Genomic DNA, 15,975 nt, shown 5'->3' with positions numbered 1-15,975 from the left:
AAATGTCAATCACTCAGTATTACGGCACAGGCCGTCGCAAAACCTCTACTGCTCGCGTCTTCCTGCGTCCAGGTACAGGCAAAATCACTATCAACCAGCGCACTATGGAAGAATACTTCGGTCGTGAAACCGCGCGCATGATCATCATGCAGCCGCTGGAACTGACTGAAATGAACGGCAAGATGGATATGCTGATCACTGTTGCAGGTGGTGGCAGCTTCGGTCAGGCCGGTGCTATCCGTCACGGTATCACCCGTGCGCTGATGGAATATGACGAAAACCTGCGTGGCGTGCTGCGTCAGGCTGGTTTCGTGACACGTGACTCCCGTATGGTCGAGCGTAAGAAGGTCGGTCTGCGTAAAGCACGTAAGCGTCCACAGTTCTCCAAGCGTTAATTGCCCGGCAGCCATGGCTGCCTGTGTCAAGCGCTGGCAAAAAAGCCCGAAGCCCGTACAGGTTTCGGGTTTTTTTTCGCCTTACCAAAAGCGGAGTAATTTATCAGTCAGCAGCTCAAGCCCTTGCGGTTACTGGTTTCCGGTGTGACTTTTCTGGTTTCTTGGTCTAAGGTCTGCGGCTTTATGCCTTGTATAAAATGGGTATTTTCATTACTATTTGCGCCATTTGAAGAATCCGATTTTTTGTGGGTTTAAATACTGGCGGCGGACTTCTGTTCTGTAGCAGAAAAAACTGTCGAATGAGTGGAGATGAAGTGAATGAGCAATGACGGCGTGAATAAGGGCCGGCGTCGGCTCCTCGTAGGTGCCACGTCTGCACTGGGTGCGGTCGGCGCTGTAGGGGTAGCTGTCCCGTTCGTGGCCTCTTGGCACCCCAGTGCCAAGGCGCGAGCTGCGGGTGCCCCTGCCAGGGCTGATATCAGTAAACTCGAGCCTGGTCAGCAGATGATTGTTGAGTGGCGAGGTCGTCCGGTCTGGATCGTCAGGCGTACCGAAGAGGCGCTGGCCAACCTGGATCAGTTGAACGATCGTGTTGCCGATCCGGAATCCGACAGATCCGAGCAGCCTGACTATATCCCGAAAACAGCGGCTCGTGCACTCAGGCCTGAAATCATGGTGGTCGTGGGTATCTGTACTCACCTGGGTTGCTCTCCAACTTATCGTCCAGAGATTGCACCTGCTGATCTGGGAAGTGAGTGGCTGGGTGGCTTCTTCTGTCCTTGCCATGGTTCGCGTTTCGACCTGTCAGGTCGCGTATACAGAGCTCAGCCTGCGCCAACCAATCTGGTTATCCCACCCCATTCGTATGAAGATGACAACACGTTGGTCATCGGTATAGATCAGGAGAACACGTAATGGGAAATCCTAATCGTAGTAAAGCAGAAAGTGGCCTGATGCGCTGGATCGATGACCGTTTCCCGGCCACTCAGATGTGGGAAGATCATCTATCCAAATACTATGCGCCAAAGAACTTCAACTTCTGGTATTTCTTTGGTTCACTGGCACTGCTGGTGCTGGTCAATCAGATCCTGACCGGTATCTGGCTGACCATGAGCTACAATCCTTCAGCGGAAGGTGCCTTTGCGTCCATTGAATACATCATGCGTGATGTCGAGTATGGATGGCTGCTGCGATACATGCACTCAACCGGTGCATCAGCATTCTTTGTTGTCATCTATCTGCATATGTTCCGTGGTCTGCTCTATGGCTCCTACAAGAAGCCGCGTGAGCTGGTGTGGATCTTCGGTATGACCATCTACCTGCTGCTGATGGCAGAGGCTTTCATGGGCTATCTGCTGCCATGGGGTCAGATGTCTTACTGGGGTGCGCAGGTTATCGTGTCACTGTTTGGTGCCATTCCTGTGATCGGTCCCGATCTGCAGCAGTGGATTCGGGGTGATTATCTGATATCCGGTATCACACTGAACCGCTTCTTTGCGCTGCATGTCATTGCGCTGCCTCTGGTCATCGTTGCGCTGGTGGTGCTGCATATTATTGCGCTGCACGAAGTGGGCTCCAATAACCCTGATGGTATCGAAATCAAAGAGAAGAAGGATGCCAATGGCGTGCCGCTTGATGGTATCCCTTTCCATCCTTACTACACAGTCAAGGATATTGCAGGTGTTGCGGTATTCCTGTTTGTCTTCTCGATCGTACTCTTCTTCTTCCCTGAAGGGGGTGGTTACTTCCTTGAGGCGCCGAACTTCGAGCCGGCCAACCCGCTGAAAACGCCTGACCACATCGCGCCTGTCTGGTACTTCACAGCCTTCTACGCGATGCTGCGTGCGGTAACCTTCCCGCTCTTCGGTCTGGATGCCAAGTTCTGGGGCGTTGTGGTCATGGGTGCAGCGATTGCTATTCTGTTTGTGCTGCCATGGCTTGACCGCAGTCCGGTGAAGTCAATGCGCTACAAGGGTAATATCAGCCGTATATTCCTGGTCATCTTTGCCATCAGCTTTGTCATTCTCAGTGTTCTGGGTGCATTGCCGGCAACTGACCTGCGCACCGCTGTGGCGCAGATCTGTACCGTGCTGTATTTCGCCTACTTCATCCTGATGCCTTTCTACACCAGGATGGAAAAGACTAAACCGGTTCCGGAAAGGGTGACAGGCTAATGAAAAAATATCTGTTGGTTTTATTGCTGGCACTTGTGCCGGCTCTGGCCTCCGCTGCCGCCAGCAACTATCCGCTGGACAGCTTCAAGGCCGATCTGCGTGATCAGGAGTCACTGCAGCGAGGAATGGCTTTGTATGTCAACCGCTGCATGGGCTGTCATTCTCTGGAGTACCAGCGTTTTGCCCGTACCGCTGATGACCTGGGTATTCCTGAGGATCTGATGGAGGAGTATCTGATTCTGGGTGAGCATGGCATTAACGACCTGATGACCATCTCTATGGATAAGTCGGATGCGGCAGGATGGTTCGGTGCTCCACCGCCAGATCTGACAAACCTAACCCGCGTACGCAACTCTCGCTGGCTCTACACCTATATGCGTACTTTTTATCGTGATGACTCCCGCCCATGGGGTGTCAACAATGCACTGTTTACCGATGTCGGTATGCCGAATGTGCTTGAAGACCTGCAGGGTGTCGTCATCAACAGCTGCACAATGGAAGAGTTGGAAAAGGGCAACAAGGGCACAGTTGATCCTCTGACCGGTAAGCGCATGGGGCAGTGTCTGACGGTGCAGCCTGATACGGGTAGTCTTTCGGAGCAGGAGTTTGATCAGGCGATCTATGATCTGGTTAACTTCATGACCTATGTTGGTGAACCAACCAGAATGGATTCTGAACGAATTGGCCTTTATGTGTTAATCTTCCTGGCTATCTTCTTCGTGTTTGCCTATGCGTTGAAGCGTGAGTACTGGAAAGATATTCACTGATACCAGAAATGGGGCGGTAAATGTACTACGCGATCCGCAAGGGTCGCGTAGCTTTTTTGTTTTTGTACCTGATACATTATGAGGTAATTCGATGGGTGTTGTGGCTAAGCGTTCTTCCATGACGTTTTTTTCTGATGGTGATGATCAATACAGCCATCGTGTCCGCATTGTGCTGGCGGAAAAAGGCGTTGCTGTTGATGTTGTGGACTGTAAAGTGGAAGATATGCCTGAAGATCTTGTCGGGCTGAATCCTTATAACACTTTGCCGACACTGCTGGATCGAGATCTGGTGCTCTATGAGCCTGGTGTGATGATGGAATATCTGGATGAGCGTTTTCCTCATCCCCCTCTGCTGCCAGTGTATCCGGTGGCCAGAGCTGACAGTCGTCTGTTCATGTATCGCATACAGCGTGACTGGTGTGTGCATGCGGATATATTGCTGACAGGGCAGGCTGATGATGAAACCCTGGAGCGGGCACGCAAGGAGCTGCGCGACAGTCTGGTTTCCATTGCGCCTATCTTTGCTGACAAGCCGTTCTTCATGAGTGATGAGTTTACGCTGGTGGATTGCTGTATTGCGCCTTTACTGTGGCGTCTGCAGGTGATGGGCATTGATTTGCCTGAAGCGCAGTGCAAACCGCTGCTGGCATACATGAAACGTCTTTTTGAGCGTGAGTCTTTCCAGGCAAGCCTGTCGGAAGCTGAGCGTGAAATGCGTGACTGACACAGTAATCGGAATATCAGGGTAGAGTTAATGACACCAAGCCGTTCATACCTGTTGCAGGCATTGCATCAATGGATCACTGACAATGATATGACGCCGCATATAGCTGTCGATACCAGGATGCAGGGAGTTCTGGTACCTGTACAGTTTATTCAGAATGATCAGATTGTTCTGAATATCGGCTATGGTGCGGTCAGGGATCTGTTGCTTGGGCATGATGCAATTTCATTCAATGCGCGCTTTGGTGGCGTACCGATGAATGTTTTTGTGCCTGTGGCCGCCATTGTGGCGATCTATGCGCGTGAGAATGGCATGGGGATGGTGTTTGGCATGGAGCCGGGTGCAGATCTGCTGACATCGGTTGCTCAGACCGAGGTGCCGTCTGAGTCGCCTGAACCACCTGGGCCACCGAAATCCAAGGGGCCAAGTGGCGTGGTCCCGGCAAAAGGTACCAAGGCTGGTAAGGGGGGCAAGTCCAAGCCGCCATCATTGAAAATTGTCAAATAACGACTCTGATTTTCTTGCAATCCCGGGCTGCTGTTCTGGCTACCCCGGGATCTCGTTCCGATCTCTTGCCAATCAGATATACTCAAACACTTTCACAATCTTGCGTACACCGACGATTGAGCGTACAACTTCAACCGCGATATCGGCTTCTGCAGGAGTCACTAATCCCATCAGGTAGACGGTACTGTTCTCGGTTACCACCTTGATGCGCATCCCTTCCGTATTACGATCTGCCAGAAGCTGTGCCTTGACCCGTCCTGAGAGATAGGTGTCATTGGCTCGGATCATCATCGAAGTCGGTCCAGCAATTTCCAGCTCGTTATGGATCTTGCGAACTTCGCGGACCTGGCTGGCCACTTCAGCCGCTTCTGCCTTGACCCGCTCGTTGGGCACCTGGCCGGTAAGCAGGATCTGGCGATTGAAGCTGTTAACGCTGATGTTTGAGTCTGCCAGTGCCTGAGACCCCTTGTTGATATTGACCTTGACCTTGAACTCAATCGAATTGTCTTCAATGAAGTTACCGATGGTTCGTCTGCCTTCGTGTTCATCAATCGGGGTTTCCCGGGTGCTGCTGACAATGGTTGAGCAGCCGGTAATGAAAGCGCACAGCAACAGCAGCAAGGGCAGGGTTTTTTTCATGGCTCAGGCTCCAAATAATTGATAATCGATCAGGTCACACAGGCAGTGCAGTATCAGTTGATGAGCGTCGTGCACTGCTATCTCGTCGGTGGAGGGGACGCATATCTCTATCTCGTCGGGTTGCATCAGAGCGGTCATGTTTCCACCGTCGGCACCGGTCAGTGCAATTACCAGCATACCGCGATCATGCGCTGCCTGAATGGCCTGAACCAGGCTGGCTGCGCGTCCATCGGGTGATATGGCCAGCAGTATGTCCCCAGGCTGTCCAAATGCTCTGATCTGTTTCGAGTAGATGTCAGCAAAACCGCTGTCCTCAGCGATACCACTCAGCGTGGCGCTGTCCGCACTGAGTGAGAGTGCGGGTAATCCGGGGCGCTCGTGCCGATAACGGTTTATCAGCAACGCGCTGAAGTGTTGGCTCAGGGCTGCAGATGCGCCATTGCCTGCACAGAGTACCTTGTTCTCACTGACCAGGCAGTGCAGCAGGAGTTCACCCGCTGCCGCAATAAGGGCTGTATTCTGCTCGATGGTCTGAGCATTCACCTCCATTGCGTTATGAAATTGATTTATGATTCTGTCTTGTAATTCCATCAACTCGGTTTCCACAGGTCAGGCACGGAAGGCATCCTTATACCATACCGGCTCCTGATCTCCTTCAAAAGCGATTACGTCGAAGCGACATGTCAGTGAAGACCAGCGCGGGTTGCCGGCAATCAGATAGCGGGCGGTCCGTATGATCTTCAGCTGCTTGCGCCAATCCACTGAAGCGGCTGCACCGCCATAGGCTCGACTGCGTCTTTGTCGCACCTCTACGAAAACAAGCGTCTGCTCATCCCGCATGATCAGATCTATCTCGCCGAGGCGGCAGCGTGCATTTTTCTGCAGCAGTACCAACCCCTGCTCCTGTAGCCACAGGGTTGCGCGTTCTTCGGCATCCGTGCCGATAGCAATTCTATCCATGAATTTCTCTCAATAATCAAGTGGTTGTGGTATTCCATTTCTGAATATAGCCCAAGGGAGGGTGCGCACTATGCGGTTTTGCTGATCCAGGCTCAGGCGGCCGGTTTCACCTTCAATATAGCTGCCGGGTGTTGATGCCAGTTGCTGCAGATAGGGGAAGAGGGTGTAGGCATCGGCACCCAGCGCATACAGCTTGCCCAGATCATCGTAGAGGGAGGTGCGTGCTGCACGCATTGCCTGATGCGTCGGGCTCGGCTCTCTGATTCGCCAGGGTAGATCGGTGAACTGAATATTGTTCAGATCGGTGTCTCTTGTTCTGTCTGGCTGGCCATCATACAGGTGTGAAGTCGCATAGATGGGTATGTCGCCGGCATAATGGTAAGCCAGCATCGGTTGAATCTGTCTGGCGTCCTGCGGGCTGGCAGCCAGAAGAATCGCATCAACATCCTGGCGGCGTCGTTCTTCGGGTTCTATCTTCTCTCCCTGACGGATACGCAGGGCAATTGAGCTTTGCTGTCTCGGATCTGTGGCCACCAGTGAACTGATCTGGCCAGAGAGGTTGGCGCTGGTATCGGCACGCAGACTGCCTGCCACTCTGCCGCCCAGTGACTCAAAGTGACGAGTGAATGTCCGCTCCAGTCTGTCACCCCAGGCGGCACTTGGTGTGATGATCAGTATGCTGCGGTGACCATCACGAAACGCCCGCTCGGCCACCTCTATCGCTTCCTGTTCTGAAGACAGGTCTAGTTGATAGGGCATGCTGGGTCCGGGATCTGCCTGATTCAGGGCAAGTACCGGGACCGGGTGGAAGGGTTGCTGTGCAATGGCGTTGACGAAGCTGCGATCCAGTGGGCCTATGATCAGATTCAGCTGTTGTTGCTGAGCAACCGCGAAGAGCTGTTCCGGCGTGCTGATCTGTGCTGAGTCCAGCATCAGCAGATGAGGCTGCGGGAAGCCTGTTCCCTGGGTCTGCATGGCTGTTATGAAACCTTCACTTATATTGGTTGCTGCCTGGCTCAGTTGACCGGAAAAAGGCAGCAGCAGGCCAATGCGCCCACCGTGCTGTGCGGGTGTCGGCAGCAGAGCCATTGAGGGCGAGGGTTGCATGCCTGTCAGCAGCTGGGGTGGCTCAATGGCAGCTGGATGGCCCTGCCACAATATCTGCCACTGCTCCAGCGCTTCCATCTGGCCGGTATGGTCACGGCGGCTGGCCATGGTCTGTGCCAGTTCGAACCAGCCCTGTTCATGATAGCCGTTACGCTGATCACGCACGGCACTGTCCAGCAAGTTGGGGTTGAGCTGGGTCAGCTCACGCCAGATGCGCTCATGCAGATAAAGCCGTGTGGAGTGATCTATCTCCAGTTGGCTGCTGATGATCAGCTCGCGCAATGCGGATAAAGGATCATCCTGCTGCTCATAGGCATCGGCGCGAAGTTCAGCCAGTTCAACGGCCTGTGCGGGATCCATGCTGGGTGGCAGCTGAGCCCAGTCGAGGTACTGCAGTGCGCGACTGCCATCCTGGCGCTCCAGGGATGAAGAGGCGCGCAGTCGTGATACTTCAAAGGCCAGTGAAGGGGGTAGGCTGCGGGTGTCTACCTGATCAAGCGCTGCAACAGCGTCTTCATGGCGCCCCTGATCCACCAGGCGTCTTGCTGCCTCTACACGTAACTCTGCTGCGCGTATGGGGGGGGATTCCTCGGCGGCTCGCAACAGGGCCACAATACTGTCCTGTGCCGGGATTGCCGTGCGAGGCGGTACTTTAGGCGAAGGGGTACACCCCGCCACAAAAATGGTGATCAGTATTAAAGCAAAAGACAAGCGTACTCTATTCATCATATACTCTGACACCCGCAAGCGGATGGTAATGTGATGTCGGATCCAGTTTTATATGTCATAGCCACACCGATTGGCAACCTTGATGACCTGTCGCCCCGTGCCCTCAGTATTCTGAGCAGCGTAGATTATATCGCAGCTGAGGATACCCGGCATACCGGTCGTATGCTGGCGCACTTTAACATTAAAGTCCCTATGATTTCAGTCCATGATCATAATGAGGACGCAAGAAGTTTGCAGATAGTTCAGTATTTAACCGAAGGCAAGAGCCTTGCGCTGGTTTCGGATGCTGGCACGCCGCTGATTTCAGACCCGGGTTATGTGCTGGTCAAGCGTGTCAGAGATGCAGGGTTCAAGGTGTCTCCTGTGCCTGGTTGTTGTGCATTTGTTGCTGCGCTGAGCGTATCCGGCCTGCCGTCTGATCGTTTTCTGTTCTGTGGCTTTCTGCCGTCCAAGCCGGGCATGAGGCGTAAGCAGTTGGAGCAGCATCTTGCTGAAACCGCAACTCTGATCTTCTATGAGTCCACACATCGTATCGTGGATAGTCTTGCCATGATGCGTGAGGTCTATGGCGATGATCGCCAGGCTGTGGTCGCGCGTGAGCTGACCAAAACGTTTGAAACCATACAGGGCGGTACCCTTGCGCAGCTGTGTGATTGGGTAAATGCCGATACCAATCAGCAACGGGGTGAGTTTGTTGTACTGTTGCATGGTGCTACCCGTTCCGATTCCTTGCCTCAGGTGTTGGATGCGGAGGCCGAGCGCATTGCGCGACTGTTGGCAGAGGAGTTGCCGCCGAAACAGGCCGCCGGGTTGGCGGCCAGCATCACTGGGCTTAAGAAAAAGCAGATTTATGACTGGTTGGTGTCACAGAGCGCTTTGCGCTGAGGGCGGTTGCTGGTATTCTTCGCCCCGGGAGTTTGCCAGACAATCGCCGCTCTGCTTTTGCAGAGGGGAGGAAAGTCCGGGCTCCACAGGGCAGAGTGCCAGATAACGTCTGGGCGGCGTGAGCCGACGGAAAGTGCAGCAGAGAGTAGACCGCCTAAGGGCTCTTCGGAGTCACGGTAAGGGTGAAAGGGTGCGGTAAGAGCGCACCGCGTGGGTGGTAACATTCCACGGCGATGGTAAACCCCACTCGGAGCAAGACCAAATAGGGACCCTTAAGGCGTGGCCCACGTCGGGTCCGGGTAGGTTGCTTGAGGCGTATGGTGACATGCGTCCTAGATGAATGATTGTCCTCGACAAAACCCGGCTTACAGGCGGGCTCCCGCTATTTCTTGATGATCCTGTTTGCTTTCGCGGTAACCGCTGCGAGGGTAAACAGGTTTCAGTCCCTGTGCAGGCCTGATTCAGGGTTGTGTCTATTTCTTCATGTTGATAACAGTATCTTGAAAAGCCTTTCGATTCGCGCGTTGTAACCTCCTGATTAATATTGCTACTTCTGCGGTGGAGCTTGATTGCCCATGAGCCTGAATCATGTTGGCTGCTGCGCCCCCTCTTAATATGTCTGATATCAGTCGTTCCTGCCTTGCATTGCCCTTGGTTAATTTCTATAGTGTGTGATAGTGGGTAAAAGTGGGTCAAAGTGGTAAAAATCTGAGGCAAGGTGGGATACAATGTTCCGCGGAGTGAATCCGATCAATCTGGATGCAAAAGGCAGGATGGCCATGCCATCGCGCTATCGCGAGTCGATAGCAGCCTATTGTGCTGGCCAGATGGTCGCCACTATCGATGCCCAGTCACCTTGTCTGCTGTTATATCCATTGCCTGACTGGGAAGAGATTCAGGCAAAGATTGATGCGTTACCCAGTTTTAATGCGGCGGCGGTTCGTCTCAAGCGCTTGCTGATCGGTCATGCCACGGATATCGAGTTGGACGGTAGCGGTCGAATGCTGTTGCCATCTCCCTTGCGTGACTATGCATCGCTTGATAAACGGGTTGTTTTGCTGGGGCAGGGCAGGAAGTTTGAGATCTGGAGCGAGGAGCTCTGGAATCAGACCAGGGATGACTATCTGAAGGAGGTTGGGTCGCCAGACACTATTCCTGATGAGATGTTGTCACTCTCACTTTAATTGTTTGCGGTTGATAGCGGATGAGCAACCAGTACAGTCATACCACAGTGCTACTCGAAGAAGCAGTAGCTGAATTGATCGTTAATCGGTCAGGCTTCTATGTGGATGGCACCTTTGGAAGGGGAGGGCATGCCCGTCGGATTCTGGCAGAGCTGGAGTCCGATGGGAGGTTGCTCGCTATCGATAAGGACCTGCAGGCGCTGAGTCATGCACAAGCTGTTTTTGAAGGGGAACAGCGTTTTGTAATAGAGCATGGTTCATTTGCGCGTCTGCAGGAGTTTGTTCAGCAACACGGGTCGGTGGGGAAGGTCGATGGCGTGTTGCTGGACCTTGGTGTCAGCTCTCCGCAGCTGGATGATCCTGAAAGAGGGTTCAGCTTTGCCCAGGATGGGCCGCTGGATATGCGGATGGATACAACTGTCGGAGAAAGTGCAGCGCAATGGATCAATCGTGCGTCTGAAAAAGAGATTGCCGATGTGATGTACACCTATGGCGAGGAGCGGTTTTCGCGCCGGATGGCAAAAGCGATTGTTGAGGCGCGTCAACAGAGCCCTATCATGACAACCGGTCGTCTGGCGCAGATCATCACTGATGCCAATCCGCGCTGGGAGAAGGGCAAGAATCCAGCTACACGTGCATTTCAGGGTATTCGAATCTTTATCAATCATGAGCTGGATGATCTGGAGCAGTGTCTTGAGCAGGCCCTGGAGGTGCTGGCGATCGGCGGCAAGCTGGTTGTAATCAGTTTTCATTCGCTGGAGGATCGCATCGTCAAGCGTTTCATTCGCAAGCATGTAAAAGGCAATGAGCATCTCCCGGAAGGCATGCCATACACGGATGAGATGCTGCGGATCCGGTTGAAAGCAAGCAGCAAGGCAATCAAGCCGAGTCAGGCGGAAGTGAATGCCAATCCCAGGGCACGCAGTGCAGTGATGCGGGCGGCGGTGAAATGCGCGTGATCAAACGTCTTTTCACAGGGCGAGAGGAACAGAAAGCTGAGCGCGTGGCTGCATCCAGGCAGACAACCGACAGTACATCTGAGCTTCGGATGTTGACCGGCGCAGACCTGTTCAGGCCTGCCATGCTGCTGTTGATACTTGCTGTCTTGTTGCTGGTGAGTGCGTTGATGGTGGTGCAGTCGGCATACGATTATCGACGGTTATTCAATGATCATCAGGTGCTGGTTTACCAATGGGATGAGATGCAGATTGAGTGGGGGCAGTTGCTGCTTGAGCAAAGTGTCTGGGCTGGGCATAACCGAATAGAGAACAAGGCCAGACAAGACCTGGGGATGTTGATACCGGAACACAAACAGATTGAGATAATCAGAGATGAGCGGCAAAACTGAAAACATACAGGCACAGGTGGCGCGCAGTTGGCGGCTCTGGCTTGTTTTTGCCCTGCTTGCTCTGATCATATCGGCTGTTTCCGTGAAGCTGGTATCGCTCTATGTTGTGGACCAGGCGTTTCTGCAGAGCCAAGGCGACGCGCGAAGCCTGCGCACCATGCTGATTCCGGCCCATCGTGGCTTGATCACTGATCGACATGGTGAGCCTCTGGCAGTCAGCGCGCCGGTTGCCAGCATATGGGTTGATCCCAAAATGACAGATTTTCAGCATCCTCACCTTAATCGACTGTCCCAGATTCTTGATATCAAGCGTGATGATCTGAGTAACCGGTTGCTAGAGAACAATGATCGGCGCTTTCTCTATCTGCGCCGTCAGGTGACGCCCGAATTGGCTGAGCAGGTTCAGGCGTTGAATATTCCCGGTGTGCATGTCGATCGTGAATACAAACGCTATTATCCGGCAGGTGAGGTGACGGCGCATCTGGTTGGTTTTACCAATGTTGACGGTGAAGGCCAGGAAGGGCTTGAGCTGGCTTATAATGATGCCTTGCAGGGTGAGAACGGGCGTAAATTGGTGATGCGTGATCGCGTCGGCAGAACCATACGCCACATTCGTTCCATTCAGGACCCTGAGCCGGGGCGTGATCTTCAGCTCAGTATCGACCTGCGTCTGCAATACATGGCTTATCGCGAGCTGAAGTCAGCCGTTGAATCGCATGGTGCGGATTCAGGTTCGGTGGTCATTCTGGATGTCCATACCGGTGAAGTTCTGGCGATGGTCAACCAACCCTCCTATAACCCTAATGATCGTGCCCGTCGTACCAGCGATGCGATGCGTAATCGCTCAGTCACTGATCTGTTTGAGCCTGGCTCCACCATTAAGCCAATCACTGTCGCTGCCGCTCTGATGACAGGAAAATATCAGGTTGATTCAGTAATCGATACCACACCAGGGTTTATGCGGGTGCGCAGTGCCACCGTGCGTGACCATCGCAATTATGGAAAGCTGGATATGACCGGTATTGTGACCAAATCCAGTAACGTGGGTTCGGTCAGACTGGCCCTGGATATGGAACCAGACAGACTGAGAAGCCTGCTCAGCAATATGGGAATGGGGCAGGTCACAACATCCGGTTTTCCCGGTGAGCGCAGTGGTCACTTGCCCTTTTTGGCTGAACGCCAGGTGGTTGAGCGGGCTACCATGTCATATGGTTATGGTCTCTCTGTCACCCCCTTGCAGCTGGCTCAGGCTTATCTGCCTCTGGCGACAGATGGCATCGCTCGTCCCATCTCCCTGCTGAAAACAGATCAGGTCACCGGAACCCGCATCATGCCTGAGGGGCTGGGGGATACGGTACTGGATATGATGGAAACGGTGATAGGTCCTGCCGGTACGGCGCGCCGTGCTGCAGTCCAAGGTTATCGAGTGGCTGGCAAGACAGGTACGGTGCACAAAATAGGGCCTTCCGGATATATCAGAGACAAATACATCGCTGTATTTGCAGGTGTTGCTCCGGTATCTGATCCGCGTATCGTTATCGCCGTCATGGTCGATAACCCTAAGGGTAAAGAGTACTACGGTGGCGAAATTGCGGCGCCGATTTTTTCACGTGTCGCCTCAGGTGCGTTGAGACTGCTTAATGTCGCCCCGGATAACTGGCCTGCAGACAGGAGAGAGGTGGCCAGACGATGAGTATCCGCAAAAATATGCTATTGACTGACCTTATTCCGGGTGTAACTGGAAAGCAGGCCAGCATTGCTGTCAGCGGTCTGACTCAGGATAGTCGCGAAGTGGTCCCGGGCGATCTTTTCTTTGCCCGCTCCGGAGCACATCATCGTGGGACGGATTTTATCAAAGAGGCGGCCGAAAAAGGTGCGGTAGCGGCTGTTGCTGACAGGCTGGAGTGGAGTGGCCAGACAAGCAGTATTCCAGTGATTCCGGTATCGGAACTGGATGTGATTATCGGAGATGCAGCCAGACGCTATTATGAAACGGATGCAGAACCGGTAATGAGTGTTATCGGGGTCACAGGTACGAATGGTAAAACCTCATGCAGCCACTTTCTGGCACAGGCGCTTAATCGTCTCGGCAAGCACTGTGCCGTTATCGGAACGATAGGCAATGGCTTTCCACAGAAGCTGCAGCCCTCCACACATACGACACCGGATGCGATCAGGGCGCACCAGTTACTGTCAGAGCTGAAAGATCAGGGCGCAGACTGCGTTGTTATGGAAGTATCCAGCCATGCGCTGGATCAGGAGCGTGTGGCGGGTATTCGTTTCACGGCGGCAGCCTTTACCAACCTCAGTCGCGACCATCTTGATTATCATCAGAACATGCAGGCCTATGGCGCTGCCAAGGCGAAACTGTTTCTGGATAAGCAGGTTCCTCTGCAGGTCGTCAATCTGGAAGACCCTTTCGGTGCCATGTTGGCAAAAAGTGCGGCAGCCGTGGCAGACCAGTTGCTGACCTATGGTATTGAACATCCATCGGCTGATCTGAATGTCATTGACATGTCACTGGCGGCAACGGGTATGCGTTTGAGTTTCAAAACGCCCTGGGGTCCGGTCGCTTTTGAAACAGCATTGATCGGACGCTACAACATCAGCAACCTGTTGCTGGTGGCAGGTGTGCTTGGTCTGATGGGGTATCGTGCAGATGAGATCTCCATCGCACTGGCTGGTGTCACGGCAGTCGCGGGGCGCATGGAGAGGGTTGCTTATCAGGTTGATGAGCCGACAGTACTGATTGACTATGCTCATACGCCGGACGCCCTGTATCAGGCACTGAAAGCACTGAGTGTTCATAAAAGTGGCAAGGGGCAGCTCTGGTGTGTTTTTGGTTGCGGAGGTGATCGAGACGCTGGCAAACGGCCAGAGATGGGACGCATCGCGGCAGAGTTGGCTGATCAGCTTGTTGTGACCAGTGATAACCCTCGAACAGAGTCACCTGATCAGATTCTGACTCAGATAGTCGCCGGCATACCGGCAAGTGCATCCTTTAAGGTTGAAGTGGATCGCGCCAAAGCGATCGAGATGGCTGTGATGCAGGCCAGCAGTGACGATATTGTGTTGATTGCAGGTAAGGGGCATGAGGATTATCAGGAAATTCACGGGAAGCGTCACCCCTTCAGTGATCAGAAGTATGCATTGGCAGCCTTACGCCGGAGGGCAGCGTCATGATCGGTGACTGGAGACTATCAGCCTTGGCGCAGGCTTTGAATGCCAGACTCGTCGGCGCGGATGTCGAGTGTCTGCGAATCAGTACCGACAGCCGACAGATCCAGGCTGGAGACCTGTTTGTTGCGTTGCGCGGCCCCACTTTTGATGGTCATGCCTTTGTCACTGAGGTGCGAGGCAAGGGTGCTGTGGCAGCTGTAACTGATCATCAGGTGGAAGATGAGCTGCCACAACTGATTGTTGAGGATACGCTGAAGGCGCTGGGTCAGGCGGGAGCTCTGAATCGCAGTCGTTTTCAGGGAAGGGTGTTTGCTGTGACCGGCAGCGGTGGCAAGACAACAGTCAAGGAGATGCTGGCAAGCATGCTTGCCGTGCGTGGACCGGTACTGGCTACGCGAGGTAATCTCAATAACCTGATTGGCGCACCACTGACGTTGCTGTCATTGACAAATCAGCACCTCAGCGCGGTGGTTGAGCTGGGGGCCAGTGAAGTTGGTGAGATAGCCAAAACCGTCGCCATGACCAGACCGTCGGTGGCCATACTGAATAATGCTCTGGGCGCACATATTGAAGGTTTCGGTAGCCTTGAAGCGATTGTCAGGGCGAAAGGAGAAATTTTTGACGCGCTGCCTGCCGATGGTGCGGGTATCGTGAATCTGGATGATCCGCATGCAGATGTATGGTTGAAAAAACTGCTGCAGATACAGCGGCGTGCCGTGACTTTCGGAGTGAATAACTCAGAGGCAGATGTAAGTGCCGAAAACCTGACACAGGAAGCATCCGGTAACTTCAGTTTTGACCTGTGCTGGCAGCAGGAGCAGTTGCGTATCACCCTGAATCTGCTGGGCCGGCACAATGTGGCGAATGCCGCAGCAGCGAGTGCGGCCTGGATTGCTGCAGGGCTGCCCTTTGAGCAGATCAAGCAGGGGTTGGAGTCCTGCATGGCGGTGAACGGGCGGATGAAGCCCATTCGACTGACTTCAGGAGCCTTGATTATTGATGACAGCTATAACGCCAATCCGGACGCAATGCGGGCGGCGATTGACCTGCTGGCTTCGCGCCCCGGCAAACGCATTCTGGTAGCTGGCGATATGGCAGAGCTGGGGCCTGATGCCATTCAACTGCATGCCGCAACCGGCGAATATGCGGCTATTGCTGGCCTTGATCTGATTCTGACCACCGGAAGCCTGACCCAGGAGTTGCAAGGTGCTGCGCAGGCCGCAGGTGCAGCAGCGGAGCATTTTGCAAGCTGCGAAGAGATAGTCAAACGCTTGAAAACCGAGCTGAACGATTCGGTCACATTACTGGTGAAAGGCTCGCGCAGCGCCGGTATGGAACGCGTGGTGAACGCGCTTAAAGACGGGGAAAACTGAGAT

The 15,975-nt window shown here is 53.7% G+C and carries 17 protein-coding genes and 1 other RNA gene; 14 read left to right on the top strand and 4 right to left on the bottom strand.

What is annotated here, in order from left to right; all coding sequences use genetic code 11:
* The first annotated feature begins 2 nt into the window (after positions 1-2).
* The 6 genes from rpsI to F7R27_RS08760 all read left to right on the top strand — a co-directional run bounded on the left by rpsI (position 3) and on the right by F7R27_RS08760 (position 4,567).
* Entirely contained in the window at positions 3-395 is a 393-nt protein-coding gene (gene rpsI, locus F7R27_RS08785; RefSeq protein WP_151703873.1) for a 30S ribosomal protein S9, read from the top strand.
* Between the two features lie 318 nt (positions 396-713).
* Positions 714-1,310, top strand: a complete 597-nt coding sequence (gene petA, locus F7R27_RS08780; RefSeq protein WP_151703872.1) for a ubiquinol-cytochrome c reductase iron-sulfur subunit — start codon at positions 714-716, stop codon at positions 1,308-1,310.
* The gene (locus tag F7R27_RS08775) at positions 1,310-2,569 is read left to right on the top strand and encodes a cytochrome b (protein ID WP_151703871.1); all 1,260 of its coding nucleotides are present in this window, start codon (positions 1,310-1,312) and stop codon (positions 2,567-2,569) included. The genes petA and F7R27_RS08775 overlap by 1 nt, the downstream gene beginning before the upstream one ends.
* Positions 2,569-3,336 (top strand): cytochrome c1, encoded by a 768-nt coding sequence (locus tag F7R27_RS08770; RefSeq protein ID WP_151703870.1) that lies wholly within the window; start codon positions 2,569-2,571, stop codon positions 3,334-3,336. Before F7R27_RS08775 ends, F7R27_RS08770 begins: the two co-directional genes overlap by 1 nt.
* Before the next feature lie 91 nt (positions 3,337-3,427).
* On the top strand, positions 3,428-4,060 hold the full coding sequence (locus F7R27_RS08765; protein WP_151703869.1) for a glutathione S-transferase N-terminal domain-containing protein: 633 nt from the start codon (positions 3,428-3,430) through the stop codon (positions 4,058-4,060).
* Positions 4,061-4,090: 30 nt separating this feature from the next.
* Entirely contained in the window at positions 4,091-4,567 is a 477-nt protein-coding gene (locus F7R27_RS08760) for a ClpXP protease specificity-enhancing factor (protein ID WP_151703868.1), read from the top strand.
* Positions 4,568-4,639: 72 nt separating this feature from the next.
* Here F7R27_RS08760 and F7R27_RS08755 read toward each other — a convergent pair whose 3' ends face one another.
* From F7R27_RS08755 to F7R27_RS08740, 4 genes are read right to left on the bottom strand one after another with little or no spacing between them, the layout of a single operon-like run.
* Positions 4,640-5,206, bottom strand: a complete 567-nt coding sequence (locus F7R27_RS08755; protein WP_151703867.1) for a BON domain-containing protein — start codon at positions 5,204-5,206, stop codon at positions 4,640-4,642.
* A 3-nt stretch (positions 5,207-5,209) separates the two neighbouring features.
* Positions 5,210-5,797, bottom strand: a complete 588-nt coding sequence (locus F7R27_RS08750) for an SIS domain-containing protein (protein ID WP_151703866.1) — start codon at positions 5,795-5,797, stop codon at positions 5,210-5,212.
* An 18-nt stretch (positions 5,798-5,815) separates the two neighbouring features.
* On the bottom strand, positions 5,816-6,166 hold the full coding sequence (locus F7R27_RS08745) for a YraN family protein (protein WP_151703865.1): 351 nt from the start codon (positions 6,164-6,166) through the stop codon (positions 5,816-5,818).
* A gap of 9 nt (positions 6,167-6,175) precedes the next feature.
* Complete coding sequence (locus F7R27_RS08740) at positions 6,176-8,002, bottom strand: penicillin-binding protein activator (RefSeq protein ID WP_151703864.1); 1,827 nt, start codon at positions 8,000-8,002, stop codon at positions 6,176-6,178.
* Positions 8,003-8,035: 33 nt separating this feature from the next.
* Between F7R27_RS08740 and rsmI the strand changes: the two genes are divergently transcribed.
* From rsmI to F7R27_RS08700, 8 genes are all read left to right on the top strand, one after another.
* Entirely contained in the window at positions 8,036-8,887 is an 852-nt protein-coding gene (gene rsmI / locus F7R27_RS08735) for a 16S rRNA (cytidine(1402)-2'-O)-methyltransferase (RefSeq protein WP_151703863.1), read from the top strand.
* Positions 8,888-8,914: 27 nt separating this feature from the next.
* An RNA gene (gene rnpB, locus F7R27_RS08730) (RNase P RNA component class A) lies at positions 8,915-9,271 on the top strand.
* A 344-nt stretch (positions 9,272-9,615) separates the two neighbouring features.
* Entirely contained in the window at positions 9,616-10,071 is a 456-nt protein-coding gene (mraZ, locus tag F7R27_RS08725; protein ID WP_151703862.1) for a division/cell wall cluster transcriptional repressor MraZ, read from the top strand.
* 20 nt (positions 10,072-10,091) lie between these two features.
* Positions 10,092-11,030 (top strand): 16S rRNA (cytosine(1402)-N(4))-methyltransferase RsmH, encoded by a 939-nt coding sequence (rsmH, locus tag F7R27_RS08720; RefSeq protein WP_151703861.1) that lies wholly within the window; start codon positions 10,092-10,094, stop codon positions 11,028-11,030.
* On the top strand, positions 11,021-11,419 hold the full coding sequence (ftsL, locus tag F7R27_RS08715) for a cell division protein FtsL (protein WP_168927467.1): 399 nt from the start codon (positions 11,021-11,023) through the stop codon (positions 11,417-11,419). The genes rsmH and ftsL overlap by 10 nt, the downstream gene beginning before the upstream one ends.
* Positions 11,403-13,112 carry a peptidoglycan D,D-transpeptidase FtsI family protein gene (locus tag F7R27_RS08710; protein ID WP_151703860.1) on the top strand — a complete coding sequence of 570 codons (1,710 nt, stop codon included), beginning with the start codon at positions 11,403-11,405 and terminating at the stop codon, positions 13,110-13,112. Before ftsL ends, F7R27_RS08710 begins: the two co-directional genes overlap by 17 nt.
* A complete protein-coding gene (locus tag F7R27_RS08705) occupies positions 13,109-14,602 on the top strand; it encodes a UDP-N-acetylmuramoyl-L-alanyl-D-glutamate--2,6-diaminopimelate ligase (protein WP_151703859.1) in 1,494 nt (497 codons plus the stop codon). Before F7R27_RS08710 ends, F7R27_RS08705 begins: the two co-directional genes overlap by 4 nt.
* Entirely contained in the window at positions 14,599-15,972 is a 1,374-nt protein-coding gene (locus tag F7R27_RS08700) for a UDP-N-acetylmuramoyl-tripeptide--D-alanyl-D-alanine ligase (RefSeq protein ID WP_151703858.1), read from the top strand. The genes F7R27_RS08705 and F7R27_RS08700 overlap by 4 nt, the downstream gene beginning before the upstream one ends.
* Positions 15,973-15,975 lie beyond the last annotated feature (3 nt).

Origin of the sequence: Nitrincola alkalilacustris (assembly GCF_008973755.1) — a bacterium.
GTDB lineage: Bacteria > Pseudomonadota > Gammaproteobacteria > Pseudomonadales > Balneatricaceae > Nitrincola > Nitrincola alkalilacustris.
Note: the sequence above shows the minus strand (reverse complement) of the source record. Positions and strands in the feature narration are given on the sequence as shown.

What these genes read in the sequence shown, in the direction of transcription:
- rpsI (WP_151703873.1), top strand. Translation starts at nt 3, where the DNA reads ATGTCAATCACTCAGTATTACGGCACAGGCCGTCGCAAAACCTCTACT.
- petA (WP_151703872.1), top strand. Translation starts at nt 714, where the DNA reads ATGAGCAATGACGGCGTGAATAAGGGCCGGCGTCGGCTCCTCGTAGGT.
- F7R27_RS08775 (WP_151703871.1), top strand. Translation starts at nt 1,310, where the DNA reads ATGGGAAATCCTAATCGTAGTAAAGCAGAAAGTGGCCTGATGCGCTGG.
- F7R27_RS08770 (WP_151703870.1), top strand. Translation starts at nt 2,569, where the DNA reads ATGAAAAAATATCTGTTGGTTTTATTGCTGGCACTTGTGCCGGCTCTG.
- F7R27_RS08765 (WP_151703869.1), top strand. Translation starts at nt 3,428, where the DNA reads ATGGGTGTTGTGGCTAAGCGTTCTTCCATGACGTTTTTTTCTGATGGT.
- F7R27_RS08760 (WP_151703868.1), top strand. Translation starts at nt 4,091, where the DNA reads ATGACACCAAGCCGTTCATACCTGTTGCAGGCATTGCATCAATGGATC.
- F7R27_RS08755 (WP_151703867.1), bottom strand. Translation starts at nt 5,206, where the DNA reads ATGAAAAAAACCCTGCCCTTGCTGCTGTTGCTGTGCGCTTTCATTACC.
- F7R27_RS08750 (WP_151703866.1), bottom strand. Translation starts at nt 5,797, where the DNA reads ATGGAATTACAAGACAGAATCATAAATCAATTTCATAACGCAATGGAG.
- F7R27_RS08745 (WP_151703865.1), bottom strand. Translation starts at nt 6,166, where the DNA reads ATGGATAGAATTGCTATCGGCACGGATGCCGAAGAACGCGCAACCCTG.
- F7R27_RS08740 (WP_151703864.1), bottom strand. Translation starts at nt 8,002, where the DNA reads ATGATGAATAGAGTACGCTTGTCTTTTGCTTTAATACTGATCACCATT.
- rsmI (WP_151703863.1), top strand. Translation starts at nt 8,036, where the DNA reads ATGTCGGATCCAGTTTTATATGTCATAGCCACACCGATTGGCAACCTT.
- mraZ (WP_151703862.1), top strand. Translation starts at nt 9,616, where the DNA reads ATGTTCCGCGGAGTGAATCCGATCAATCTGGATGCAAAAGGCAGGATG.
- rsmH (WP_151703861.1), top strand. Translation starts at nt 10,092, where the DNA reads ATGAGCAACCAGTACAGTCATACCACAGTGCTACTCGAAGAAGCAGTA.
- ftsL (WP_168927467.1), top strand. Translation starts at nt 11,021, where the DNA reads ATGCGCGTGATCAAACGTCTTTTCACAGGGCGAGAGGAACAGAAAGCT.
- F7R27_RS08710 (WP_151703860.1), top strand. Translation starts at nt 11,403, where the DNA reads ATGAGCGGCAAAACTGAAAACATACAGGCACAGGTGGCGCGCAGTTGG.
- F7R27_RS08705 (WP_151703859.1), top strand. Translation starts at nt 13,109, where the DNA reads ATGAGTATCCGCAAAAATATGCTATTGACTGACCTTATTCCGGGTGTA.
- F7R27_RS08700 (WP_151703858.1), top strand. Translation starts at nt 14,599, where the DNA reads ATGATCGGTGACTGGAGACTATCAGCCTTGGCGCAGGCTTTGAATGCC.